Source organism: Plantibacter sp. MDV22-iso1, assembly GCF_058408345.1.
On sequence record NZ_JBZVDY010000001.1, the window covers coordinates 2,204,099 to 2,222,351 of the forward strand.

Here is an 18,253-nt window from a genome sequence, read left to right on the forward strand (position 1 = left end):
GATCCGGTTTCACCCGCAAGAGGCGAGGGACATACTGGTGGCGTGCGCGCCCTTCCTGTCGACGTCCCGATCGTGCTCGGCCCCTTCGGAGGCTTGTCCTCCGTCGAACTCACCGCGACGGTGAGTGAGCTGGGCGGCCTCGGTTCCTTCGGCCTGTACGGCTACGACGCCGAGCGCATCGAGCGGACGGTCACGGCGCTCCGCGAACGGACCGCGGCGCCGTTCGCACTGAATCTGTGGCTGCCGCGTGGAGACGAGCTGTCGCCCGACGACTCCGAGGCGTCCTTCGCAGCCGCGGTCGAGGCGCTCCGACCCGTGTTCGACGAGTTGTCGCTCGAGCTGCCCGATCGCCCGGCCCGGTACGTGCCGCCGTTCGACGAGCAGATCGAGGCGGTCCTGGAGGCGCGGCCCGCCGTGGTCAGCTTCGTCTTCGGGGTTCCACCGCGGTCGGTGGTCGACGCGGCGCGCGAGCGGGGCATCGTCGTGGTCGGGACGGCGACCACGGTGGCCGAGGGGCTCGCCCTGCAGGAGGGCGGCGTCGACGTCGTCGTCGGCACGGGCATGGAGGCCGGCGGCCACCGCGTCTCGTTCCTGCGAGCAGCCGAGGACTCCCTCGTCGGCCTGGTCGCCTTGATCCCGCAGCTCGTCGACGCCCTGGACGTCCCGGTGATCGCCGCCGGCGGTATCGCCGACCGACGTGGTGTCGCCGCCGCGCGGGCACTCGGCGCCGCCGGCGTGCAGGTCGGGACCGCCTTCCTCCGCACGAGCGTCTCCGCGGCGACGGCCGAGCATCGGGCGGCCATCGTCTCGACGCCCGCCGACGGTACCGTCCTCACGCGCGCGATGAGCGGCAGGCTCGGCCGTGGTGTCCCGAACCGGGTGCTGCGCGAGATCGAGGCGTCGGGGGTCGTCGCCCCGTTCCCGGTCCAGAACTGGCTGACCGGGCGGTTCCGCACCGTCGCCTCGGAGCAGGGCGTCGCAGAGCTCCAGGGCTTCTGGGCAGGGCAGGCGTCCTTGCTGACCCGCGATCGGGCGGATGCCGAGGCCGTCTTCGCGGAACTCGCCGCGGGCCTGTCGGTCCCACCCAGGGCACCCTGACCCCGGTCCGCGTCGCCCGCAGGACCGCGTAAGCTGGAGTGGACTTCCTGCAAGAGATGAGACGTTCACCGTGCCCAGCATCCCGTTCGACGGCGCCAAGCACGATCGGTACTGGATGGTCCCGATCCTGCGTGCGGTGATCGCGCTCGCCACGGCGGGGGTCGTCACCTTCACGCAGGGCCACTCCTCGCAGTTCGGCCTTGTGGTCTTCGGGGTCTTCACGCTGCTGTCCGGCGCGATCGTCGGGGCCTTCGCCTTCCCGAACTTCTCCGACACCGTGACGCGCGCGTTCTTCCTCGGCCAAGGCGTCATCGGCGTCGTGACCGGCGTCTTCTCGCTGCTCGTGAGCGGCGGCGGGCTGAGCATCTTCCTCTACGTCGTCACCCTGTGGGCGGCCCTCACCGGATTCCTTGAGCTGTACAGCGGGATCCGCTGGCGCGGACGCCTCGCCGCGGCGAAGGACTGGACCGCGGTCGGTGCCTTCACGGTGCTGCTCGCCATCGCGACGCTCCTCGTCCCGCCGGGACTCGAGCAGCGATTCGCCGCCCCGGGAGGTGTCGAGGGTGTCCTCCGTGCGGACATCGTCGTCGTCGGCCTCGTCGGGGCATACGCCGCGATCATCGGCGTCTACCTCGTCATCGGCGGACTGTCGCTGCGGTGGGCGGGCAAGCGCCCGGTCGCCGGCGCAGTCACCGACGACACCACCGGCACGGCGGGAGCCGCATCATGAGCAAGCCCAACCGCGACGACGTCCTGCGGCCGATCGAGCTCCTCGTGCTTTCGGGCGTCATGGGGGTCTTCACCGGCGTCGTCGTCCTGATGTCGACCCGTGAGATCGTCCTCGCGCTCATCGGCCTGGGCATCGCGTTCATCGCCTCGCTCGTCGTCCTCGCGATGCTGGCGCTCGCCGTGAAGCCCGACTTCCAGGAGAAGCTCGACCTCGACGAGCAGGACGGCGACGACAAGCGTCCGCCGCGCCCCTCCGGCCACTGATCTCCGGCTTCATTCGCCCATTCTTGGGCGACCCAGTGCTCGTTCGCCCATTCCTGGGCGAACGAGCACGGACCGCCTACGGCAGGTAGTCCACCAGGTCGTCGGAGAGCCCGAGGTACGTCGCCGGGGTGAGCTCGAGCAGGCGCTGCTTCGCGGCGTCGCCGATGTCGAGCTTGGAGACGAACTCGACGAGCTCCGCCTGACCGAGACGCTTGCCGCGCGTCAGCTCCTTGAGGACCGCATAGGGGTCCTCGATGCTCGAACGACCCGCGGTCACCTCGGCGCGGATGACCGTCTGGATCGCCTCCGCGAGCACCTCCCAGTTGTGGTCGAGGTCCGCGGCCAGCACGTCCTCCGCGAGGTCGATCTGCCCGAGTCCGCCGAGGATGTTGTCGAGGGCGAGCAGCGAGTGGCCGAACCCGACACCGATGTTGCGCTGGGCGCTCGAGTCGGTGAGGTCGCGCTGGAGTCGCGAGGTGACGAGGGTGGCGGCGAGGGAGTCGAGGATCGCGCTCGACAGCTCCAGGTTCGCTTCGGCGTTCTCGAAGCGGATCGGGTTGACCTTGTGCGGCATGGTCGACGAGCCGGTGGCGCCCGCGACCGGGATCTGCCGGAAGTAGCCGATCGAGATGTACGTCCACATGTCCGTGGCGAGGTTGTGCAGCACGCGGTTGGCGTGGGAGATCTTGCCGTAGAGCTCGGCCTGCCAGTCGTGCGACTCGATCTGCGTCGTCAGCGGGTTCCAGTCGAGGCCGAGTCCCTCGACGAACTCGCGCGAGATGGCGGGCCAGTCGGCATCGGGGTCGGCGACGACGTGGGCGGCGAAGGTCCCGGTCGCGCCGGAGAACTTGCCGAGGTACTCGTTCGCCTCGATCTGCAGGGCGATGCGCTCGAGTCGGTAGACGGTGACGGCGAGCTCGCGGCCCATCGTGGTGGGCGTCGCCGGCTGGCCGTGCGTGCGTGCGAGCATCGGGACGGCCCGGAAGTCGACGGCCTTGGTGCGCAGGGAGTCGAGGACGAGGCGCAGCTTCGGGAGCCAGATGGCGCGGACGGCCTGCGACACGGTGAGCGCGTAGGAGAGGTTGTTGATGTCCTCGCTCGTGCAGGCGATGTGGGTGAGTTCGGCGATGCGGTCGAGACCGAGCTCGGACAGGCGGTGGCGCACGAGGTATTCGACGGCCTTCACATCGTGACGCGTGACGGCCTCCTTCTCGGCGAGCCAGTCGATGTCGGCCTGTCCGAAGTCGAGGTAGAGCGCGCGGAGCTGCTCGATCTCCGCCGGGGTGAGCGGGGAGGATCCGAACATCGAGTGCTCGGTGAGGTAGACGAGCCACTCGACCTCGACCTGCACGCGGGCGCGGTTCAGGCCGGCCTCCGAGAGGTACTCTCCGAGCGCCGTCACGGCGGGGCGGTAGCGACCGTCGAGCGGGCTGAGCGGCTGGGCGGGGAATTCGGTCATGGGGTGGCTCCCTGGGTCAGTGCTGGTTCGAGCTGGTGGAAGAGGGATCTGCAGGCATGGTCGATCATGCCGAGGACGGTCTCGAACATCTGGGCGTCCGAGTAGTAGGGGTCGGGGACGTCGCGGGTCCCGGAGGTGCTGTCGAAGCTCAGGAGCAGGTGCACCTTGGAGCGGTCGGTGTCGTTGCCCGCCCAGGCCCGCAGGATGCGTTCGTGACTGCGGTCGAGGGCGACGACGAGGTCGTAGCTGTCGAAGCGGTCGGGGTCGAACTGCTTGGCCCGGTGGGCGGTTGCGTCGTGGCCGTGCGCTCGCAGCGCGGTGACCGTGCGGTGGTCGGCGTGCTCGCCGACGTGCCAGTCGCCGGTGCCGGCGGAGGAGACCTCCACGACCCGCTCCAGCCCGGCGGCCGCGACGAGGTCGGTGAAGACGCTCTCGGCCATCGGGGATCGACAGATGTTGCCCGCGCAGACGAAGCACACGCGGAACGGGGTCGTGCCGGGGTCGGCCTCCCCGAGGGTGTTCATGCGTCTATTCTGGCCGACCGCGCCCGAGCCGTCGAACCGTTCTCGACTGACTCCGCTCCACAGCTCTCCGCCGGTCAGCTTCCTTCACATCAGCGCGGTGTGCCGGCGTGATCGCTCCGCCGGTTGGGCAGAGTCGAGCGTGATGCCGGCGATGGGCGGGCGGAGGGCGAGGCGACATGGCGTTGGAGTACGACCCGTTGGCGATGGGCTTCCCGTCGCAGCCGACGGCAGAGGAAGCTGTCTCGATCCTCGAGGGGCGCGCTCGATGTCTCGAGGACGTGCTGCTCGAACTGGAGCCGGAGATCGTGAGGTTCGCGCAGGCGCGCAGCGGTCTCGAGTGGGTCGGTCCCGCCGCCGTGCAGTTCGCCTGCTCCGCGGACGAACTGACCGCAGTGCTCCGTGGAGCGGCCGCTGCGCTCGATGAGGGACTCAGGAGCGCTCGTAGGGCGGCATCGTCGATCGCCGTTGGAGCGGAGCATGAGTGACGACATCACCATCCGAGGCGGTGGTGTCGTAGCCGTCGCCACTGAGGATCACCTGCTCCTCGGCGCGTTGCTCGTCGAACTCGGCGAGGCCTGCGCGAGCTGGGCCGACCGCGTGGAATCGGTGTCGACCGACGACGTGTCCCTGGTGCCCGTCGGCCCGACGATCGTCCCCCAAGCCGATGCGGGGGCGGGAAGCGGGGCGGCTGCGAGGGCCGCCACCAGCTTGCGGCGTGCGAGCGACGACGCGAGCCGGTTGGGCGGGCGCCTCATCGTCGGGGCGGAGCAGTACGGAGAGCTCGAGCGGATGGTCCAATCGTTGTTCACGTTCACCGGGGACGCCGCGGGATGGGTCCTGGGAGCCTCCCCGTTGATCCCCCTCGGTGTCCTCGCCGCCGTCGGAGAGGTGACGCTCGTCAGGACGGTGTTCCGCGGAGTGTTGGGGTTGCTGTCCTCGGACCTGCAGGACGGCTTCGATGAGGCCTCGGCGAAGACTGCGCGTGAGCTGATGTCGTCACCCGCGTTCGTCGCCCTCGTGCGCGGAGTCGTATCGGGTTCCGACGAGTTCCTGATCAGCGCGTTCGGTCTGCCGGCGATGCTCGACGCGAACCGTTTGAGCGAGGAGGGCATCACCGGGGTGGCGTTCGCAGCCCTGGTCGCACTGGGCACAGTCGACCGTGCCGGCCTCCTCACTCCCGCGGCGCCGGTCCGTACGGTCGAGGTGAAGGCCCAGGGCGCTCCGGCGCCCCTGAAACCTCCGACCCGGTACGAGGACCTGGCCGAGCGGATGCCGCACGGGGGAGCGGGCTCGCCGCAGATCAGGATCGAGCGGTACGAGGACGCCTCCGGTGCCGACCAGTGGATCGTCTGGTCGGGTGGAACCATCGAGACCGGCTTCCCTGAGGCGTCGACCGAGCCCTTCGACAACCGCAGCAATGTCAACGCCGTCGCAGGTATGGAGGCGGAGAGCGCGGAAGCGACCCTCCAAGCCATGCGACTCGCGGGCATTCCGGACGGTGCCTCCGTGCTCCACGTCGGGTACTCCCAGGGCGGCATCATCGCGTCACGCATCGCCGCCAGCGGTACCTACGACTCCTCGGTCGTGACCTTCGGATCGCCGGTCGAATCCATCGACTTCGCGGACGACCTCCCGCGCACCCATGTCGAACACACCGAGGACGTCATCCCCGCGCTCTCCGGTGGACGACGCGACTCGCTCAACGGGGGCACCGTCGTCCAGCGTTCGTTGTATGACGGAGGACCACCGCCGGCCGGTGACGATCCCCTTCCGGCTCACAATCTCGACCGCTACCGGGAGACGGCACGCCTCATCGATCAGTCCTCGGAGGAGCGGCTCACACCAGCGATCGACCCCCTCACCGGGCTCACGGGTACCGGGGAGGCCTGGCAGTACCGCGCCGACAAGGTCCTTCAGTGATCAAGCGGTCGAGCCGACGGGTCAGTCGCGCGCCTTGGGGCGGATGACGATGCCGAGCAGCCAGTTCACGATGGAGATGACGATCGCACCGAGGACGCCCCACCAGAAGCCGTCGACGGTCAGGCCGAAGCCGAACCAGCCGCTGATGCCTGCGGTGATGAGGAGGAGGAGCCCGTTGATGAGGAGCCCGATGAGACCGAGCGTGAGGATGTACAGGGGGAACGCGAGCACCTTGATGACCGAGCCGATGATGGTGTTCACGACGGCGAAGATGAGCGCGACGAGCGCGAAGGTCAGGATCGTCTCCAGCGTGCCGCCGGGTGCGTACGGCGTCACCTTCACACCGGCGACGATGAGGGTCGTGACCCAGATGGCGAAGCCGTTGACGATCAGGTTCAGCAGAAAACGTCCCATGACGGCAATCCTCCCACCCTTGCAGCAGCGGGCAAAGGGCCGATTCGGACCGACGTACTGCATTCCGACGCAGGTATCCTTCGCGGCCTAGACTCGTCGAGTGAGTGACAACCTGCCAACCACCGCCCAGCCGGCCGCTCAGCCGGGCCGGAGCCCGGTCCGTCTCCGTCCGGAGATCGCAGAGCTGCCGCCCTACCGCCAGGGCAAGCCGGCCGCACCCGACGCCTTCAAGCTCTCGAGCAACGAGGTCCCGTTCCCGCCACTCGACGCCGTCCTCTCGGCCATCACCGACACGGCTGCGGACTCCCACCGCTACCCCGACGGCGCCGCACTCGCACTGCGCACGGCGCTCGCCGAAGCCAACGGCGTCACGCCGGAACGCATCCACATCGGGGCGGGCTCGGTCGCGCTCCTCAGCCAGTTCATCACCGCGACCGCCGGTCCGGGGGACGAGGTCGTCTTCGCCTGGCGCTCCTTCGAGGCCTACCCGGGTCTCGTGACCGTCGCCGGCGCGACGTCCGTGCGGGTCCCCAACCGGCCCGACGGCTCCCACGACCTCGAGGCGATGGCCGCAGCCGTCACCGACCGCACCCGCGTCGTCATCGTCTGCACGCCCAACAACCCGACCGGCCCGGTCGTCGAGCGTGACGCCTTCCTCGCCTTCCTCCGGTCCGTGCCCTCCGACGTGCTCGTCCTCCTCGACGAGGCCTACCGCGAGTTCGTCACCGACGACGACGCCGTCAACGGCATCCCGCTCCTCGACGAGCACCCGAACCTCGTCGTGCTCCGCACCTTCTCGAAGGCCTACGGACTCGCCGGCCTCCGCGTCGGCTGGGCCATCGGCCACGAGCTCGTCCTCGACGGCGCCCGCAACGCGGCCATCCCGCTCTCCAGCACTGCGCCGGCGCAGCAGGCGGCCATCGCCGGACTCGCGAACGCCGAGGACATCCGAGCCCGCGTCGCGGTCATCACCGCACGACGCGACGACCTCGCCGCCTCGCTCCGCGAGCAGGGCTGGTTCATCCCCGCGGCGCAGGGCAACTTCGTCTGGTTCGGCCTCGGCGAGCAGACGGCCGCGGCGAACGAGACCTTCCTCGCCCACGGCATCGTCGGCCGAGCCTTCCCTGGCGACGGCGTCCGCATCTCGATCGGTGAGGCCGAGTCGATCGAACCGCTCCTCGCCGCCGCTGCAGAGATCCTCGCCGGACTGCCGGCCGACCACCCGACACGAGAGGGAGTGCGCTCACGATGAGCCGTTCCGGAGACGACCCCACCGTGCCCAGCGTCCAGTTCATCGACGCGGCCGGCACCTTCGCGCCGAACGAACACGCGGAGCGCTATCAGCCGTTCCTCGATCGCCTGACCGAGACCGACCTGCAGCAGTTCTACCGCGACATGGCGAACGTCCGTGCCTTCGACATCGAGGCGACGAACCTGCAGCGCCAGGGCCAGATGGCGCTGTGGCCACCGAGTCACGGGCAGGAGGCGGCACAGGTCGGTTCGGCCCGCGCAGCGCGAGCCCAGGACCACATCTTCCCCTCCTACCGCGAACACGTCGTCGCGATGATCCGCGGCGTCGACCCCATCGACATCGTGCGGCTCATGCGCGGCAACACGCACGGCGGTTGGGACCCGGCAGATCCGTCCAACGGCAACGTGCACCTCTACACGCTCGTGCTCGCCGCGCAGACCCTGCACGCGACCGGCTACGCGATGGGCCTGAACTTCGACAAGGCCGTCGGCACCGGCGACCCCGAGCGCGACACGGCCGTGCTCGTCTACTTCGGTGACGGCTCGAGTTCCGAGGGCGACGCGAACGAGGCCTACATCTACGCCGCCAGCTACCAGACGCCACAGGTGTTCTTCCTCCAGAACAACCAGTGGGCCATCTCCGTCCCCGTCTCCCGCCAGGCCCGCGAGCCGCTGTACCAGCGCGCGGCCGGCTTCGGCCTCGACAGCGTCCGCATCGACGGCAACGACGTCCTCGCGAGCTACGCGACGGCGGCGAAGCACCTCGACGACGCCCGCGCCGGCCGCGGCCCGAGCCTCATCGAAGCGATGACCTACCGCGTCGGCGCGCACACCACGAGCGACGACCCGACCAAGTACCGCACCGACGACGAACTCCAGTCCTGGATCGCCCGCGACCCGATCGTCCGGTTCAAGACGTACCTCCAGGGGCTCGGCGCCTCGGACGCGTTCTTCGCCGAGGTCGACGAGGAGGCTGCAGCGCTCGCCGAGGACACCCGCGTGCGCACGCTCGCACTCGAGGCCCCGGGCCCCGAGCTCATGTTCGAGGGCGTCTACTCCGAACCGCACCCGCTCATGGTGGAGCAGCAGGCCTGGCTCGAACGCTACGAGGCCTCGCTCGAAGGAGGCAACGCATGACGACGACCACCATGCCGATGGCCAAGGCGCTGAACGCCGGCCTGCGCAAGGCGATGACCGACGACGACAAGGTCCTGCTCATGGGCGAGGACATCGGCCCGCTCGGCGGCGTCTTCCGCGTCACCGAGGGCTTGCACGCCGAGTTCGGCGGCGACCGCGTCCTCGACACCCCGCTGGCGGAGTCCGGCATCGTCGGCACCGCGATCGGCCTCGCCATGCGCGGCTACCGACCGGTGTGCGAGATCCAATTCGACGGTTTCGTGTTCCCGGCCTTCAACCAGATCACGACGCAGCTCGCGAAGCTCACCAACCGGCACGAGGGCAAGCTGCAGATGCCCGTCGTCATCCGGATCCCCTACGGCGGACACATCGGCGCGGTCGAGCACCACCAGGAGAGCCCCGAGGCGTACTTCGCCCACACGGCAGGGCTCCGCGTGGTCAGCCCGTCGACCCCGAACGACGCCTACTGGATGATCCAGGAGGCCATCGCCTCGAACGACCCGGTCGTCTTCCTCGAGCCGAAGAGCCGCTATTGGCCGAAGGGCGAGGTCGACCTCGACGGTTCGGCCGCACCACTGCACGGCAGCCGCGTCGTCCGCACCGGCACGGAGGTCACCCTCGCCGGACACGGCGCGATCGTGAGCGTCATGCTGCAGGCGGCTGAACTGGCCGCCACGGAGGGCACGAGCGTCGAGGTCGTCGACATGCGCTCGCTGTCGCCCATCGACTACGACCCGCTCGTCGAATCCGTCCGACGGACCGGCCGCCTCGTCTACGTGCAGGAGGCGCCCGGGTTCACGAGCGTCGGCTCGGAGATCGCGGCGACCGTCACCGAGCGCGCCTTCTACTCGCTCGAAGCACCCGTCCTGCGGGTGTCCGGGTTCGACACCCCGTTCCCGCCGGCGAAGCTCGAAGGCGTCTACCTCCCGGATGCCGACCGCATCCTCGAGGCTGTCGACCGCTCGCTGGCGTACTGAACACCGAAGGAAGACGAGGAACCACGATGAGTGATCTCCAGTTCGAACTGCCGGACGTCGGCGAAGGCCTGACCGAGGCCGAGATCGTCGCATGGAAGGTCGCGCCGGGCGACGCCGTCTCGGTCAACCAGGTGCTGGTCGAGATCGAGACCGCGAAGTCGCTCGTCGAACTCCCGTCGCCGTTCGCCGGCACCGTCGGCGCCCTGCTCGTCCAGGAGGGCCAGACCGTCGACGTCGGGACGCCCATCATCAGCGTGAGCACCGGTGGTGGAGCGCCGACCGCCGAGCCGGCCGCGCCCGCACCGGCGGTCGTCGAGTCGGAGGAGGCCACGCTGGCCGCCGACACCGCGGCGAGCGTCTCTCCCGCCGAAGAGCCGCGCCCTGGCGCAGTGCTCGTCGGATACGGCAGCGCCGGCAGCACCTCGAGTCGTCGCCGTGGCCGTGGCGCGACGCCGGTCGTCGAGCCGGCGAGCCTGGCCGTCACCCCGCAGCCGCCCGTGCGCCGCCAGCCGCCGTCGAGCATCCCCGCCGCGTCCGCGCTGCCGGTCATCGCCAAGCCGCCGATCCGGAAGCTCGCGAAGGACCTCGAGGTCGACCTCACGGCGATCGAGGGCACCGGGCTCGCGGGTGAGATCACCCGCGACGACGTCATCCGTGAGGCCAGCCAGGCGAGCGTGTTCCGCAACATCGAGACGCCGGAGTGGGCCGACGAGCGCGAGGAGCGCATTCCGGTCAAGGGCGTCCGCAAGGCCATCGCGACAGCCATGACCCGCAGTGCCTTCACCGCGCCGCACGTCTCCCTCTTCGTCGACGTCGACGCGACGCGCACGATGGAGTTCGTCAAGCGCCTGAAGAACTCGACGGACTTCGCCGGCGTCAAGGTCTCGCCGCTGCTCATCATGGCCAAGGCGATGATCTGGGCGGTCCGCCGCAACCCCACGGTCAACAGCGAGTGGACGGACCAGGAGATCATCGTCCGCCACTACGTGAACCTCGGGGTCGCCGCCGCGACACCGCGCGGACTGATCGTCCCGAACGTCAAGGAGGCGCAGGCGATGAGCCTGCTCGAGCTGGCACGCGCCCTCGAGACCCTCACGCTCACGGCCCGCGACGGCAAGACGCCGCCGGCCGACCAGCAGAACGGCACGATCACGGTGACGAACATCGGTGTCTTCGGCATGGACACCGGCACCCCGATCCTCAACCCGGGCGAGGTCGGCATCGTCGCGCTCGGCACGATCAAGCAGAAGCCGTGGGTCGTCGACGGCGAGGTGCGCAGCCGCTTCGTGACGACGCTCGGCGCCTCCTTCGACCACCGCGTGGTGGACGGCGACGTCGCGAGCCGCTTCCTGGCGGACGTCGCGTCGATCATCGAGGAGCCGGCGCTGCTGCTCGACTGAGCACCGGGTCCCTGAGCCTGCTCTTCGGTCCCTGAGCCCGTCGAAGGGCGATTTTGAGAATCAGTATCAATAGGCGTAGCGTTGGCCTTCTCACCCCGATCGAGAAGGTTCATCAATGCGCGCTCGCACCCTGCTCCCAGCCTTGGCCGTCCTCCCGGCAGCCGCCCTCGTCCTCGCGGGCTGCTCCGGCAGCAGTGCGTCGAGCGCGGCCGACGACGGCAAGATCAACATCGTCGCCTCGACGAACGTGTACGGCGACATCGCTTCGAAGATCGGCGGCAAGGACGTCGAGGTGACCTCGCTCATCTCCTCGGCCGCCCAGGACCCGCACTCCTACGAGGCGAGCACGCAGGATCAGCTCTCCATCAAGAACGCCGACCTCGTCATCGAGAACGGTGGCGGCTACGACCCGTTCATCGACACACTCCTCGACGCGGCCAAGAACGAGTCCGTCGAGGTCGTGAACGTCGTCGACCTGTCGGGCCTCGCCCCGGACGACGACCACGCTGACGAGCAGCACACGGATGAGGCGCACGCTGAGGACGACGGTCACGACCACATCGAGGGCTTCAACGAACACGTCTGGTACAGCCTCCCGACGATGGCGAAGCTCGCCGACGAGCTGGCCAAGGAGCTCGGCGAACTCGACAGCGCGAACGCGACCACGTACACCGCGAACGCCAAGGCCTTCACCGAGTCCCTCGGCACGATCGAGACGGCCCAGGCCGCGATCAAGACCGCACACGACGGCGAGGGCGTCGCCATCACCGAGCCCGTGCCGCTCTACCTGCTCGAGGGCGCCGGACTCGTGAACCGCACCCCGGAGGCGTTCAGCGAGGCGATCGAGGAGGGCACCGACGTGTCGCCGACCGTCCTCAAGGAGACGCTCGACCTCTTCGGCGGCGGATCGGTCGCGCTGCTTGCCTACAATGAGCAGACGAGTGGCGGCGAGACCGAACAGGTCAAGACCGCCGCGGAGAACGCAGGCGTACCGGTGCTGTCATTCACCGAGACCCTCCCGGACGGCAAGGACTACCTCTCGTGGATGACCGAGAACGTCGACGCCGTGGCGGACGCCCTGGATCGATGACCAGCGGTCCAACTGACGACTCAGGCCCCGTCGACGTCCTCGGGCTCGCCGGGGCCGAGCTCGGTTTCGGCGGACGCACGCTCTGGGACGGTCTCGACCTCTCGGTGCGCCCGGGGGAGTTCCTCGCGGTGCTCGGCCCGAACGGCTCCGGCAAGACGAGTCTGCTGCGCACCATCCTCGGGCAGCAGCAGCTCGACCGCGGGACCATCAGGGTCGCCGGAGGCCCGGTGCACCGGGGCGACCGCCGCATCGGCTACATCCCGCAGCAGAAGCTCATCCCCGCCGGCACGCCGATGCGCGGTCGCGATCTCGTCGCCCTCGGCGTCGACGGCCACCGCTTCGGACTCCCCATCCGCACCGCGGCGACGAAGCGTCGGGTCGACGAGCTGATCGCCTCCGTCGGCGCGACCGCCTACGCCGACGGCGCCGTGGGCACCCTGTCCGGCGGTGAGCAGCAGCGGCTGCGCGTCGCCCAGGCGCTCGCGGACGACCCGATCCTCCTCCTCTGCGACGAACCACTGCTCAGCCTCGACCTCCAGCATCAGCGCGGGGTCAGCGAGCTCATCGACCGTCGTCGGCGCGAGCACGACACCGCGGTGGTCTTCGTCACCCACGACGTGAACCCGGTGCTCCCCATGGTCGACCGCATCCTGTACCTCGCGGGCGGCCGATTCCGGGAGGGCACCCCCGACGAGGTGCTCCGCAGCGAGGTGCTGTCTGAGCTCTACGGCACGCCCGTCGACGTACTCCGCAGCCATGGCCGGGTCGTCGTGGTCGGCATCCCCGACAGCGAGACCCACCACCATCACCACGACGATCCGCATACCGGTGCGGTGGGGGTCGGCGCATGAGTACTGACGACCTCTGGGGACGCCTGTTCAACTTCCAGGACTACGGCGCACTGCTCGAACTCGTGCAGAACTCGATCATCGCCGGCGCGGTCCTGGGCATCGTCGGCGGCCTCATCGGCGTGTTCGTCATGCAGCGCGACATGGCGTTCGCGGTGCACGGGATCAGCGAGCTCTCCTTCGCCGGCGCTGCCGGCGCGCTGCTGTTCGGGGCCAACGTCGTGGTCGGGTCCCTCGCGGGCTCACTCGTCGCCGCGATCCTCATCGGCCTGCTCGGTTCGAAGGCCCGCGACCGCAACTCGATCATCGGGGTGCTCATGCCGTTCGGCCTCGGCCTCGGCATCCTCTTCCTCGCGCTCTATCCGGGCCGGAGTGCCAACAAGTTCGGGCTCCTCACCGGGCAGATCGTGTCGGTCGACGACCCGCAGCTCGGCCTGCTCATCGTCATCAGCATCGTGGTGCTGATCGCGCTCCTCCTCCTCTGGCGCCCCCTCAGTTTCGACAGCCTCGACCCGGACGTCGCCGCGGCGCGCGGGGTGCCGAGTCGGTTCGTCTCGCTCGCCTTCATGGTGCTGCTCGGGCTCACGGTCGCGGTGTCGGTGCAGATCATCGGCGCGCTGCTCGTCCTCGCACTGCTCGTGACGCCCGCGGCCGCGGCGCTCCGGGTGTCGTCGTCGCCCGTCCTCGTCCCGGTGCTGAGCATGCTCTTCGGCTTCGTCTCGGCGGTCGGCGGCATCCTGCTCGCCATCGGTGGATCGCTCCCGATCAGCCCCTACATCACGACGATCTCCTTCCTCATCTACCTCGTCTGCCGCATCGTCGGGCCGCGCACCGCGTCCGGGCGACGCGGTCGTCGGGCGCCCGTCGGCGAGTCGCGGCACGCCCAGGTCGCGCGGTGACCGTGGACCGTGCGCCGCGTCCGCGTGGAGCTGCTTCGGAGCGTCCTCCGAGCGGTTCCCGGGTACCCTTGAAGCGACAGGCAGGAGCACCCGTGGCGAAGCGCAACACCTGGCAGCGAGAAGCTGTCCGCGAAGCCCTCGGCGGCAACGACGGATTCGTCAGCGCCCAGGGACTGCATGCCGAACTCCGCGACACCGGTTCGCCGATCGGGCTCGCGACCGTGTATCGAGCCCTCTCCGACCTCGCGGTCGAGGGCGAAGCGGACTCCCTGCAGTCGCCGGAGGGCGAGAACCTCTACCGTGCCTGCACGCCTGGCACCCACCATCACCACCTCATCTGCCGCAACTGTGGTCTCACCATCGAGATCGAGGCCGACGAGGTCGAAGCGTGGGCGCGGTCGGTCGCGTCGCAGCACGGGTTCACCGAGGCGAAGCACGTCGTCGACGTCTTCGGGCTCTGCGAGAACTGCTCGGCGGCGGCCCAGCGCGCGTGAGGCCGGAGTGAGCAGGACGACCGGCACCCTCGGGGTCGACGACGACTGGACCGCGCCCGACGACGACGGCGCGGAGCACTGGGGTCGCACCGAAGGGCGTGATCCACGGAACCTGCGGACGCCGCTCCTGATCGGCGGCGCACTGCTCGTGGTGGTCGGGCTCTTCGTACTCCGGGCGCTCATGCCGCTCGGTGAGGTGCTCACCCCGCCCACCGCGGTGCGCGACTTCGTGACCCTGACGCTCAGCGTGGTGGTGGAGTCGCTGCCGTTCGTGGTGCTCGGCATCGTGCTGTCGATCCTCGTGCAGATCTGGCTTCCCGACGGCTGGCTCGAGCGGTGGTTGCCGACGCAGCCGATCCTCCGCCGAGCCTGCATCTCGCTGCTCGGCATGTTCCTGCCGGTCTGCGAATGCGGCAACGTCCCGCTCGCCCGCGGCCTCATCGTGCGCGGGTTCACGGTGCCGGAGTCGATCACCTTCCTGCTCGCGGCGCCGATCCTCAACCCCATCGTCATCGTCACGACGCATCAGGCCTTCGGCTGGGACGGCGGGATCCTCGTCGCCCGGCTCGTCGGCGGGTTCCTGCTCGCGAACCTCATCGGGTGGCTCTTCAGCAAGCACCCCGACCCCAGCTCGCTGCTCACGCCGACCTTCCAAGCCAGCTGCGAGGTGACCGAGCAGCACGGGCACGAGCACACGAAGGTGGAGCGCAGCCTGCAGCAGTTCGTCGCAGAAGCGCGCGCGATCATGCCGGCGCTGCTCATCGGTTCGGCCGTGGCCGGCGCCGTGCAGGTCCTCGTCCCACGCGAGGTGCTCGTCACCCTCGGCGCGAACCCGGTCTGGTCGGTGCTCGCGATGATGACGCTCGCCGTGATCGTCTCGATCTGCTCGAACGTCGACGCCTTCTTCGTGCTGTCCTTCGGATCGACGTTCATGCCCGGCTCGATCGTCGCCTTCCTCGTCCTCGGCCCCGTCGTCGACGTCAAGATGCTCGCGCTCATGCGAACCACCTACACGACCAGGACCCTCGTGATCATCACCGCGGTCGCCGTGCTGTTCTCGGCGGCCCTCGGATTCGGAGTGAACGCCCTTGCCTGATCAGAACGCCACCCACGGACACACGCACGCCGAGACGTCGACGGTCGGCGATCGTCGCGTGCCCCTGCTCGAACGACTCCGGCAGCGGTGGTGGGGCGTCCTCCTGCTCGTCACCGCCGCCGTGTGCATCCTCTGGCTCGCGCTGACCGATCGCCTCGGGCTCTACATCCACCCGCGCTACTTCGTGTTCACCGTCATCATGGCGCTCATCGCGGTCGCGCTCGGCATCGTCAGCGTCCTCGTCCATGTGGACGTCGATGAGGTGCCGAAGCGTCGCGGGCGGACGGTGCTGCAGCTCGCCTCGGTCGTGGGCAGTCTCGCGGTCGTCGGGGCGATGGTGGTGCTCCCGCCGTCGACGCTCTCGGTCGCGACGGCCGACCAGCGCGCGGTGAACTCCGGCACACTCGCGGGGGAGGTCCAGGGGCAGGACGCCCAGACGGTGCTGACCTCGAACCCGGACTTCAGCACCTTCGGCATCAAGGATTGGGCGACACTGTTGCGCCAGACGACGCGGCCCGCCGACCTCGAAGGGCGCGCTTTCTCCGGGGTCGGCTTCGTGATCGCCGATCCGGACGCGGCCGACGTCTTCTACGTCTCGCGGTTCGTCGTGAACTGCTGCGCCGTGGACGCCCAGCCGGTCGGTGTGCCCGTGCAGCTCGACGGTTGGGAGCAACAGCTCAAGCCCGGCGACTGGGTCGAGGTCTCGGGCGCGCTCACCGCGAGCGACGCCTCGCATCTGCCGTTGGTGGTCGGGGCGGCGAAGGTCGACAAGGTCGAGGAGCCGGCGGACCCGTATGACTACTGATCGCCGGGATGCTGCACGAGGCCGATCGACGCAGGCCGCCGGCGACCGGAGCGGTTTCGGCCGACTGGTCGCGATCGTGCTGATCGCGCTCGTCGTCATCGGCGGCGGTGCGGCCGTCGTCGGTCTGACCCAGGGGCCGAAGCTCGTCCGCACGGTGGTCGACCCGACCGGACTCGTGGAGTCCTGGGGCCAGCGTATGGTGCTGGCGGTGAACCAACCGATCGCGGATCTCGACGCGGACCGGGTGCGGATCGAGCCGGCAGCCGACTTCGACGTCAGTACCGGGGCCGGCGGCATCACGCTGGTGTTCCCCGAGCCGCTCGCCTATGCGACGGACTACCGGATCACGGTCGACGGGGTCACCGCGCCGGGTGGCGGACCGGCGGCCACGCTCACGACGTCGTTCTCGACGCCACCCGTCGAGGGGTTCTCGCTCGTGAGGAGCCCGGTCAAGGACGGCGGCTCGGCGGCGACGAAGCCGGACGACCGGATCGTGCGTCTCTCGATCGCCGGTGGTGAACCCGAGACCGCGTACGAAGCGGCGAAGATCCAGGAGTTCGCGACGATCGGCGACTCCCTGATCGTCGTGGAGCAGGAGACGAGCGGGCTCGGTCGCATCGTGGTGGTGGACACGACCGATGGGAGTACCCAGGAGGTGGCCCTCCCGATGGGCGGGATGATCACCTCCTTGCAGACCGCTCCGGCGCAGAGTCGGGTGGGGTTCCTGTTCACGGAACAGTCGTTCGGTCGCGATGGCGGCGACAACCTCACGCTGTACTCGTTCGAGCTGCAGGAGGGGAAGCCGACGGAGGCCGCCCGGGTCGGCGGGATCGACGGGGCTGCGGTCCAGGCGGCGGAGTGGTCGTTCGTGCCCCGGACCTCCTCGATGCTCGTCCGCACGGTGGACAACTCGCTCGAGCTGCTCGATCCTGCTGCGACGACCGATCCGGTGCTGCTCGGCCGCGCCGCCCTCATCTCGAGCTACATCCCGGGGACCACCAAAGTCGTCATCGAGCAGATCGATGGTGTGGTCGTGCTCGACCTTGCGACGGGGAAGAGTGAGCCGTTCGTCCTGCCCTCGGTGGCACCAACCGAGATCCCCGGACAGCTCGTCGCACTGTCCGAGTCCCTGTCGGCCAGGATCTACGCCGACTACGACCGCGCCGCCGGAACCACGGAGCAACGGGTACTGGCGATCAAGGACGGCGCGACCGCCGAGCTCTACCGACCTGACCCGGGTGCCGTCATCTGGTCACTCTGCGCGAGCCCGAACGCGGAGTACGTCGCGGTCGTCGTCGTCCCCGACTTCGCGAAGGCCGGATTCGACGGGTACGCCAACGCCCCGATGCCCAATGGTCCCGAGATCGAGGTGGTCAACGCCCGCACCGGCAAGGTGGTCGGGACGCAGGCCGGCTTCGACCTGTCCTGGTGTGCCGGCACCGGTGTCGCGCAGTGACCCCGCGCCGCGCCGTCCGCGGCCGCCTCGGCGAAAACCGCGTGTTTCCGGGCGACACGCCCGGGATGCAAACGGAATTTGCCACGATCCCGAGACACACGTAGAGTAATCACTCGTCACCCCAAAGGTGCGGGAAGCGGAAGAGCTTCTCGGCCTCAAGCGGGGACAATCCCCAGCCAAAAGCGAGAACATTTCGATGTTACCGTTTCAAGTCTCGGTTGGATGACTTCCTCCTGGTGTCACTCGTGCTCAGCATGACTCTGTTCGCAGAGCGGCTGAAACGCCGAGTTGACAACAAGCCGGGAAGATGTAAGATAGAGAAGTTGCCCTGCAGGGAGGTCGTGATGGCCAAAGGCAGGAGCATCCGATCCTTGAGAACTCAACAGCGTGCA

At 69.3% G+C, this 18,253-nt stretch carries 19 protein-coding genes; 16 read left to right on the top strand and 3 right to left on the bottom strand.

The genetic code is table 11. The annotated features are described in order from the left end of the window. Window positions 1-42: 42 nt before the first annotated feature. The 3 genes from AC4PMY_RS10630 (at window position 43) to AC4PMY_RS10640 (ending at window position 2,091) form a co-directional block, all read left to right on the top strand. Entirely contained in the window at window positions 43-1,098 is a 1,056-nt protein-coding gene (locus AC4PMY_RS10630) for an NAD(P)H-dependent flavin oxidoreductase (RefSeq protein ID WP_079003653.1), read from the top strand. A 70-nt stretch (window positions 1,099-1,168) separates the two neighbouring features. After that, complete coding sequence (locus AC4PMY_RS10635; RefSeq protein ID WP_175116538.1) at window positions 1,169-1,828, top strand: hypothetical protein; 660 nt, start codon at window positions 1,169-1,171, stop codon at window positions 1,826-1,828. Then, window positions 1,825-2,091: a hypothetical protein gene (locus AC4PMY_RS10640; protein ID WP_064296028.1), complete on the top strand. Its 267-nt coding sequence runs from the start codon at window positions 1,825-1,827 to the stop codon at window positions 2,089-2,091. Before AC4PMY_RS10635 ends, AC4PMY_RS10640 begins: the two co-directional genes overlap by 4 nt. Window positions 2,092-2,167: 76 nt before the next feature. Here AC4PMY_RS10640 and purB read toward each other — a convergent pair whose 3' ends face one another. Both purB and AC4PMY_RS10650 read right to left on the bottom strand, forming a co-directional pair. Next, entirely contained in the window at window positions 2,168-3,550 is a 1,383-nt protein-coding gene (purB, locus tag AC4PMY_RS10645) for an adenylosuccinate lyase (protein WP_491622664.1), read from the bottom strand. Next, window positions 3,547-4,074 (bottom strand): low molecular weight protein-tyrosine-phosphatase, encoded by a 528-nt coding sequence (locus AC4PMY_RS10650; RefSeq protein WP_064296030.1) that lies wholly within the window; start codon window positions 4,072-4,074, stop codon window positions 3,547-3,549. The genes purB and AC4PMY_RS10650 overlap by 4 nt, the downstream gene beginning before the upstream one ends. A 176-nt stretch (window positions 4,075-4,250) precedes the next feature. Here AC4PMY_RS10650 and AC4PMY_RS10655 point away from each other — a divergent pair, with 176 nt between their 5' ends. Beyond that, on the top strand, window positions 4,251-4,559 hold the full coding sequence (locus AC4PMY_RS10655; RefSeq protein WP_491622665.1) for a hypothetical protein: 309 nt from the start codon (window positions 4,251-4,253) through the stop codon (window positions 4,557-4,559). Further along, on the top strand, window positions 4,552-5,994 hold the full coding sequence (locus AC4PMY_RS10660; protein ID WP_491622666.1) for a hypothetical protein: 1,443 nt from the start codon (window positions 4,552-4,554) through the stop codon (window positions 5,992-5,994). The genes AC4PMY_RS10655 and AC4PMY_RS10660 overlap by 8 nt, the downstream gene beginning before the upstream one ends. Window positions 5,995-6,015: 21 nt before the next feature. Here the strand turns inward: AC4PMY_RS10660 and AC4PMY_RS10665 are convergent, their stop codons facing one another. Beyond that, window positions 6,016-6,408 carry a phage holin family protein gene (locus AC4PMY_RS10665; protein WP_491622667.1) on the bottom strand — a complete coding sequence of 131 codons (393 nt, stop codon included), beginning with the start codon at window positions 6,406-6,408 and terminating at the stop codon, window positions 6,016-6,018. A gap of 100 nt (window positions 6,409-6,508) precedes the next feature. Here AC4PMY_RS10665 and AC4PMY_RS10670 point away from each other — a divergent pair, with 100 nt between their 5' ends. From AC4PMY_RS10670 to AC4PMY_RS10720, 11 genes are all read left to right on the top strand, one after another. Next, window positions 6,509-7,660 carry a histidinol-phosphate transaminase gene (locus AC4PMY_RS10670; RefSeq protein WP_491622668.1) on the top strand — a complete coding sequence of 384 codons (1,152 nt, stop codon included), beginning with the start codon at window positions 6,509-6,511 and terminating at the stop codon, window positions 7,658-7,660. Next, window positions 7,657-8,796, top strand: a complete 1,140-nt coding sequence (locus AC4PMY_RS10675) for a thiamine pyrophosphate-dependent enzyme (protein WP_071262139.1) — start codon at window positions 7,657-7,659, stop codon at window positions 8,794-8,796. Before AC4PMY_RS10670 ends, AC4PMY_RS10675 begins: the two co-directional genes overlap by 4 nt. Then, window positions 8,793-9,773, top strand: coding sequence for an alpha-ketoacid dehydrogenase subunit beta (locus AC4PMY_RS10680; protein WP_071262140.1), 981 nt, complete (start codon window positions 8,793-8,795; stop codon window positions 9,771-9,773). Before AC4PMY_RS10675 ends, AC4PMY_RS10680 begins: the two co-directional genes overlap by 4 nt. Window positions 9,774-9,799: 26 nt before the next feature. Then, window positions 9,800-11,173 (top strand): dihydrolipoamide acetyltransferase family protein, encoded by a 1,374-nt coding sequence (locus AC4PMY_RS10685; protein WP_491622669.1) that lies wholly within the window; start codon window positions 9,800-9,802, stop codon window positions 11,171-11,173. A 115-nt stretch (window positions 11,174-11,288) separates the two neighbouring features. Beyond that, window positions 11,289-12,263 (top strand): metal ABC transporter solute-binding protein, Zn/Mn family, encoded by a 975-nt coding sequence (locus AC4PMY_RS10690; protein WP_079003647.1) that lies wholly within the window; start codon window positions 11,289-11,291, stop codon window positions 12,261-12,263. Then, entirely contained in the window at window positions 12,260-13,114 is an 855-nt protein-coding gene (locus AC4PMY_RS10695; protein WP_491622670.1) for a metal ABC transporter ATP-binding protein, read from the top strand. Before AC4PMY_RS10690 ends, AC4PMY_RS10695 begins: the two co-directional genes overlap by 4 nt. After that, on the top strand, window positions 13,111-14,010 hold the full coding sequence (locus tag AC4PMY_RS10700; protein WP_491622671.1) for a metal ABC transporter permease: 900 nt from the start codon (window positions 13,111-13,113) through the stop codon (window positions 14,008-14,010). Before AC4PMY_RS10695 ends, AC4PMY_RS10700 begins: the two co-directional genes overlap by 4 nt. A 92-nt stretch (window positions 14,011-14,102) precedes the next feature. Next, window positions 14,103-14,504: a Fur family transcriptional regulator gene (locus AC4PMY_RS10705; protein WP_064296039.1), complete on the top strand. Its 402-nt coding sequence runs from the start codon at window positions 14,103-14,105 to the stop codon at window positions 14,502-14,504. 7 nt (window positions 14,505-14,511) lie between these two features. Then, window positions 14,512-15,600 carry a permease gene (locus AC4PMY_RS10710; RefSeq protein WP_369808461.1) on the top strand — a complete coding sequence of 363 codons (1,089 nt, stop codon included), beginning with the start codon at window positions 14,512-14,514 and terminating at the stop codon, window positions 15,598-15,600. Beyond that, complete coding sequence (locus AC4PMY_RS10715; protein WP_254773635.1) at window positions 15,593-16,405, top strand: TIGR03943 family putative permease subunit; 813 nt, start codon at window positions 15,593-15,595, stop codon at window positions 16,403-16,405. Before AC4PMY_RS10710 ends, AC4PMY_RS10715 begins: the two co-directional genes overlap by 8 nt. Continuing rightward, window positions 16,395-17,861 (top strand): hypothetical protein, encoded by a 1,467-nt coding sequence (locus AC4PMY_RS10720; RefSeq protein WP_491622672.1) that lies wholly within the window; start codon window positions 16,395-16,397, stop codon window positions 17,859-17,861. The genes AC4PMY_RS10715 and AC4PMY_RS10720 overlap by 11 nt, the downstream gene beginning before the upstream one ends. Window positions 17,862-18,253 lie beyond the last annotated feature (392 nt).

What these genes read in the sequence shown, in the direction of transcription:
- AC4PMY_RS10640 (WP_064296028.1), top strand. Translation starts at nt 1,825, where the DNA reads ATGAGCAAGCCCAACCGCGACGACGTCCTGCGGCCGATCGAGCTCCTC.
- purB (WP_491622664.1), bottom strand. Translation starts at nt 3,550, where the DNA reads ATGACCGAATTCCCCGCCCAGCCGCTCAGCCCGCTCGACGGTCGCTAC.
- AC4PMY_RS10650 (WP_064296030.1), bottom strand. Translation starts at nt 4,074, where the DNA reads ATGAACACCCTCGGGGAGGCCGACCCCGGCACGACCCCGTTCCGCGTG.
- AC4PMY_RS10655 (WP_491622665.1), top strand. Translation starts at nt 4,251, where the DNA reads ATGGCGTTGGAGTACGACCCGTTGGCGATGGGCTTCCCGTCGCAGCCG.
- AC4PMY_RS10660 (WP_491622666.1), top strand. Translation starts at nt 4,552, where the DNA reads ATGAGTGACGACATCACCATCCGAGGCGGTGGTGTCGTAGCCGTCGCC.
- AC4PMY_RS10665 (WP_491622667.1), bottom strand. Translation starts at nt 6,408, where the DNA reads ATGGGACGTTTTCTGCTGAACCTGATCGTCAACGGCTTCGCCATCTGG.
- AC4PMY_RS10675 (WP_071262139.1), top strand. Translation starts at nt 7,657, where the DNA reads ATGAGCCGTTCCGGAGACGACCCCACCGTGCCCAGCGTCCAGTTCATC.
- AC4PMY_RS10680 (WP_071262140.1), top strand. Translation starts at nt 8,793, where the DNA reads ATGACGACGACCACCATGCCGATGGCCAAGGCGCTGAACGCCGGCCTG.
- AC4PMY_RS10685 (WP_491622669.1), top strand. Translation starts at nt 9,800, where the DNA reads ATGAGTGATCTCCAGTTCGAACTGCCGGACGTCGGCGAAGGCCTGACC.
- AC4PMY_RS10690 (WP_079003647.1), top strand. Translation starts at nt 11,289, where the DNA reads ATGCGCGCTCGCACCCTGCTCCCAGCCTTGGCCGTCCTCCCGGCAGCC.
- AC4PMY_RS10695 (WP_491622670.1), top strand. Translation starts at nt 12,260, where the DNA reads ATGACCAGCGGTCCAACTGACGACTCAGGCCCCGTCGACGTCCTCGGG.
- AC4PMY_RS10700 (WP_491622671.1), top strand. Translation starts at nt 13,111, where the DNA reads ATGAGTACTGACGACCTCTGGGGACGCCTGTTCAACTTCCAGGACTAC.
- AC4PMY_RS10720 (WP_491622672.1), top strand. Translation starts at nt 16,395, where the DNA reads ATGACTACTGATCGCCGGGATGCTGCACGAGGCCGATCGACGCAGGCC.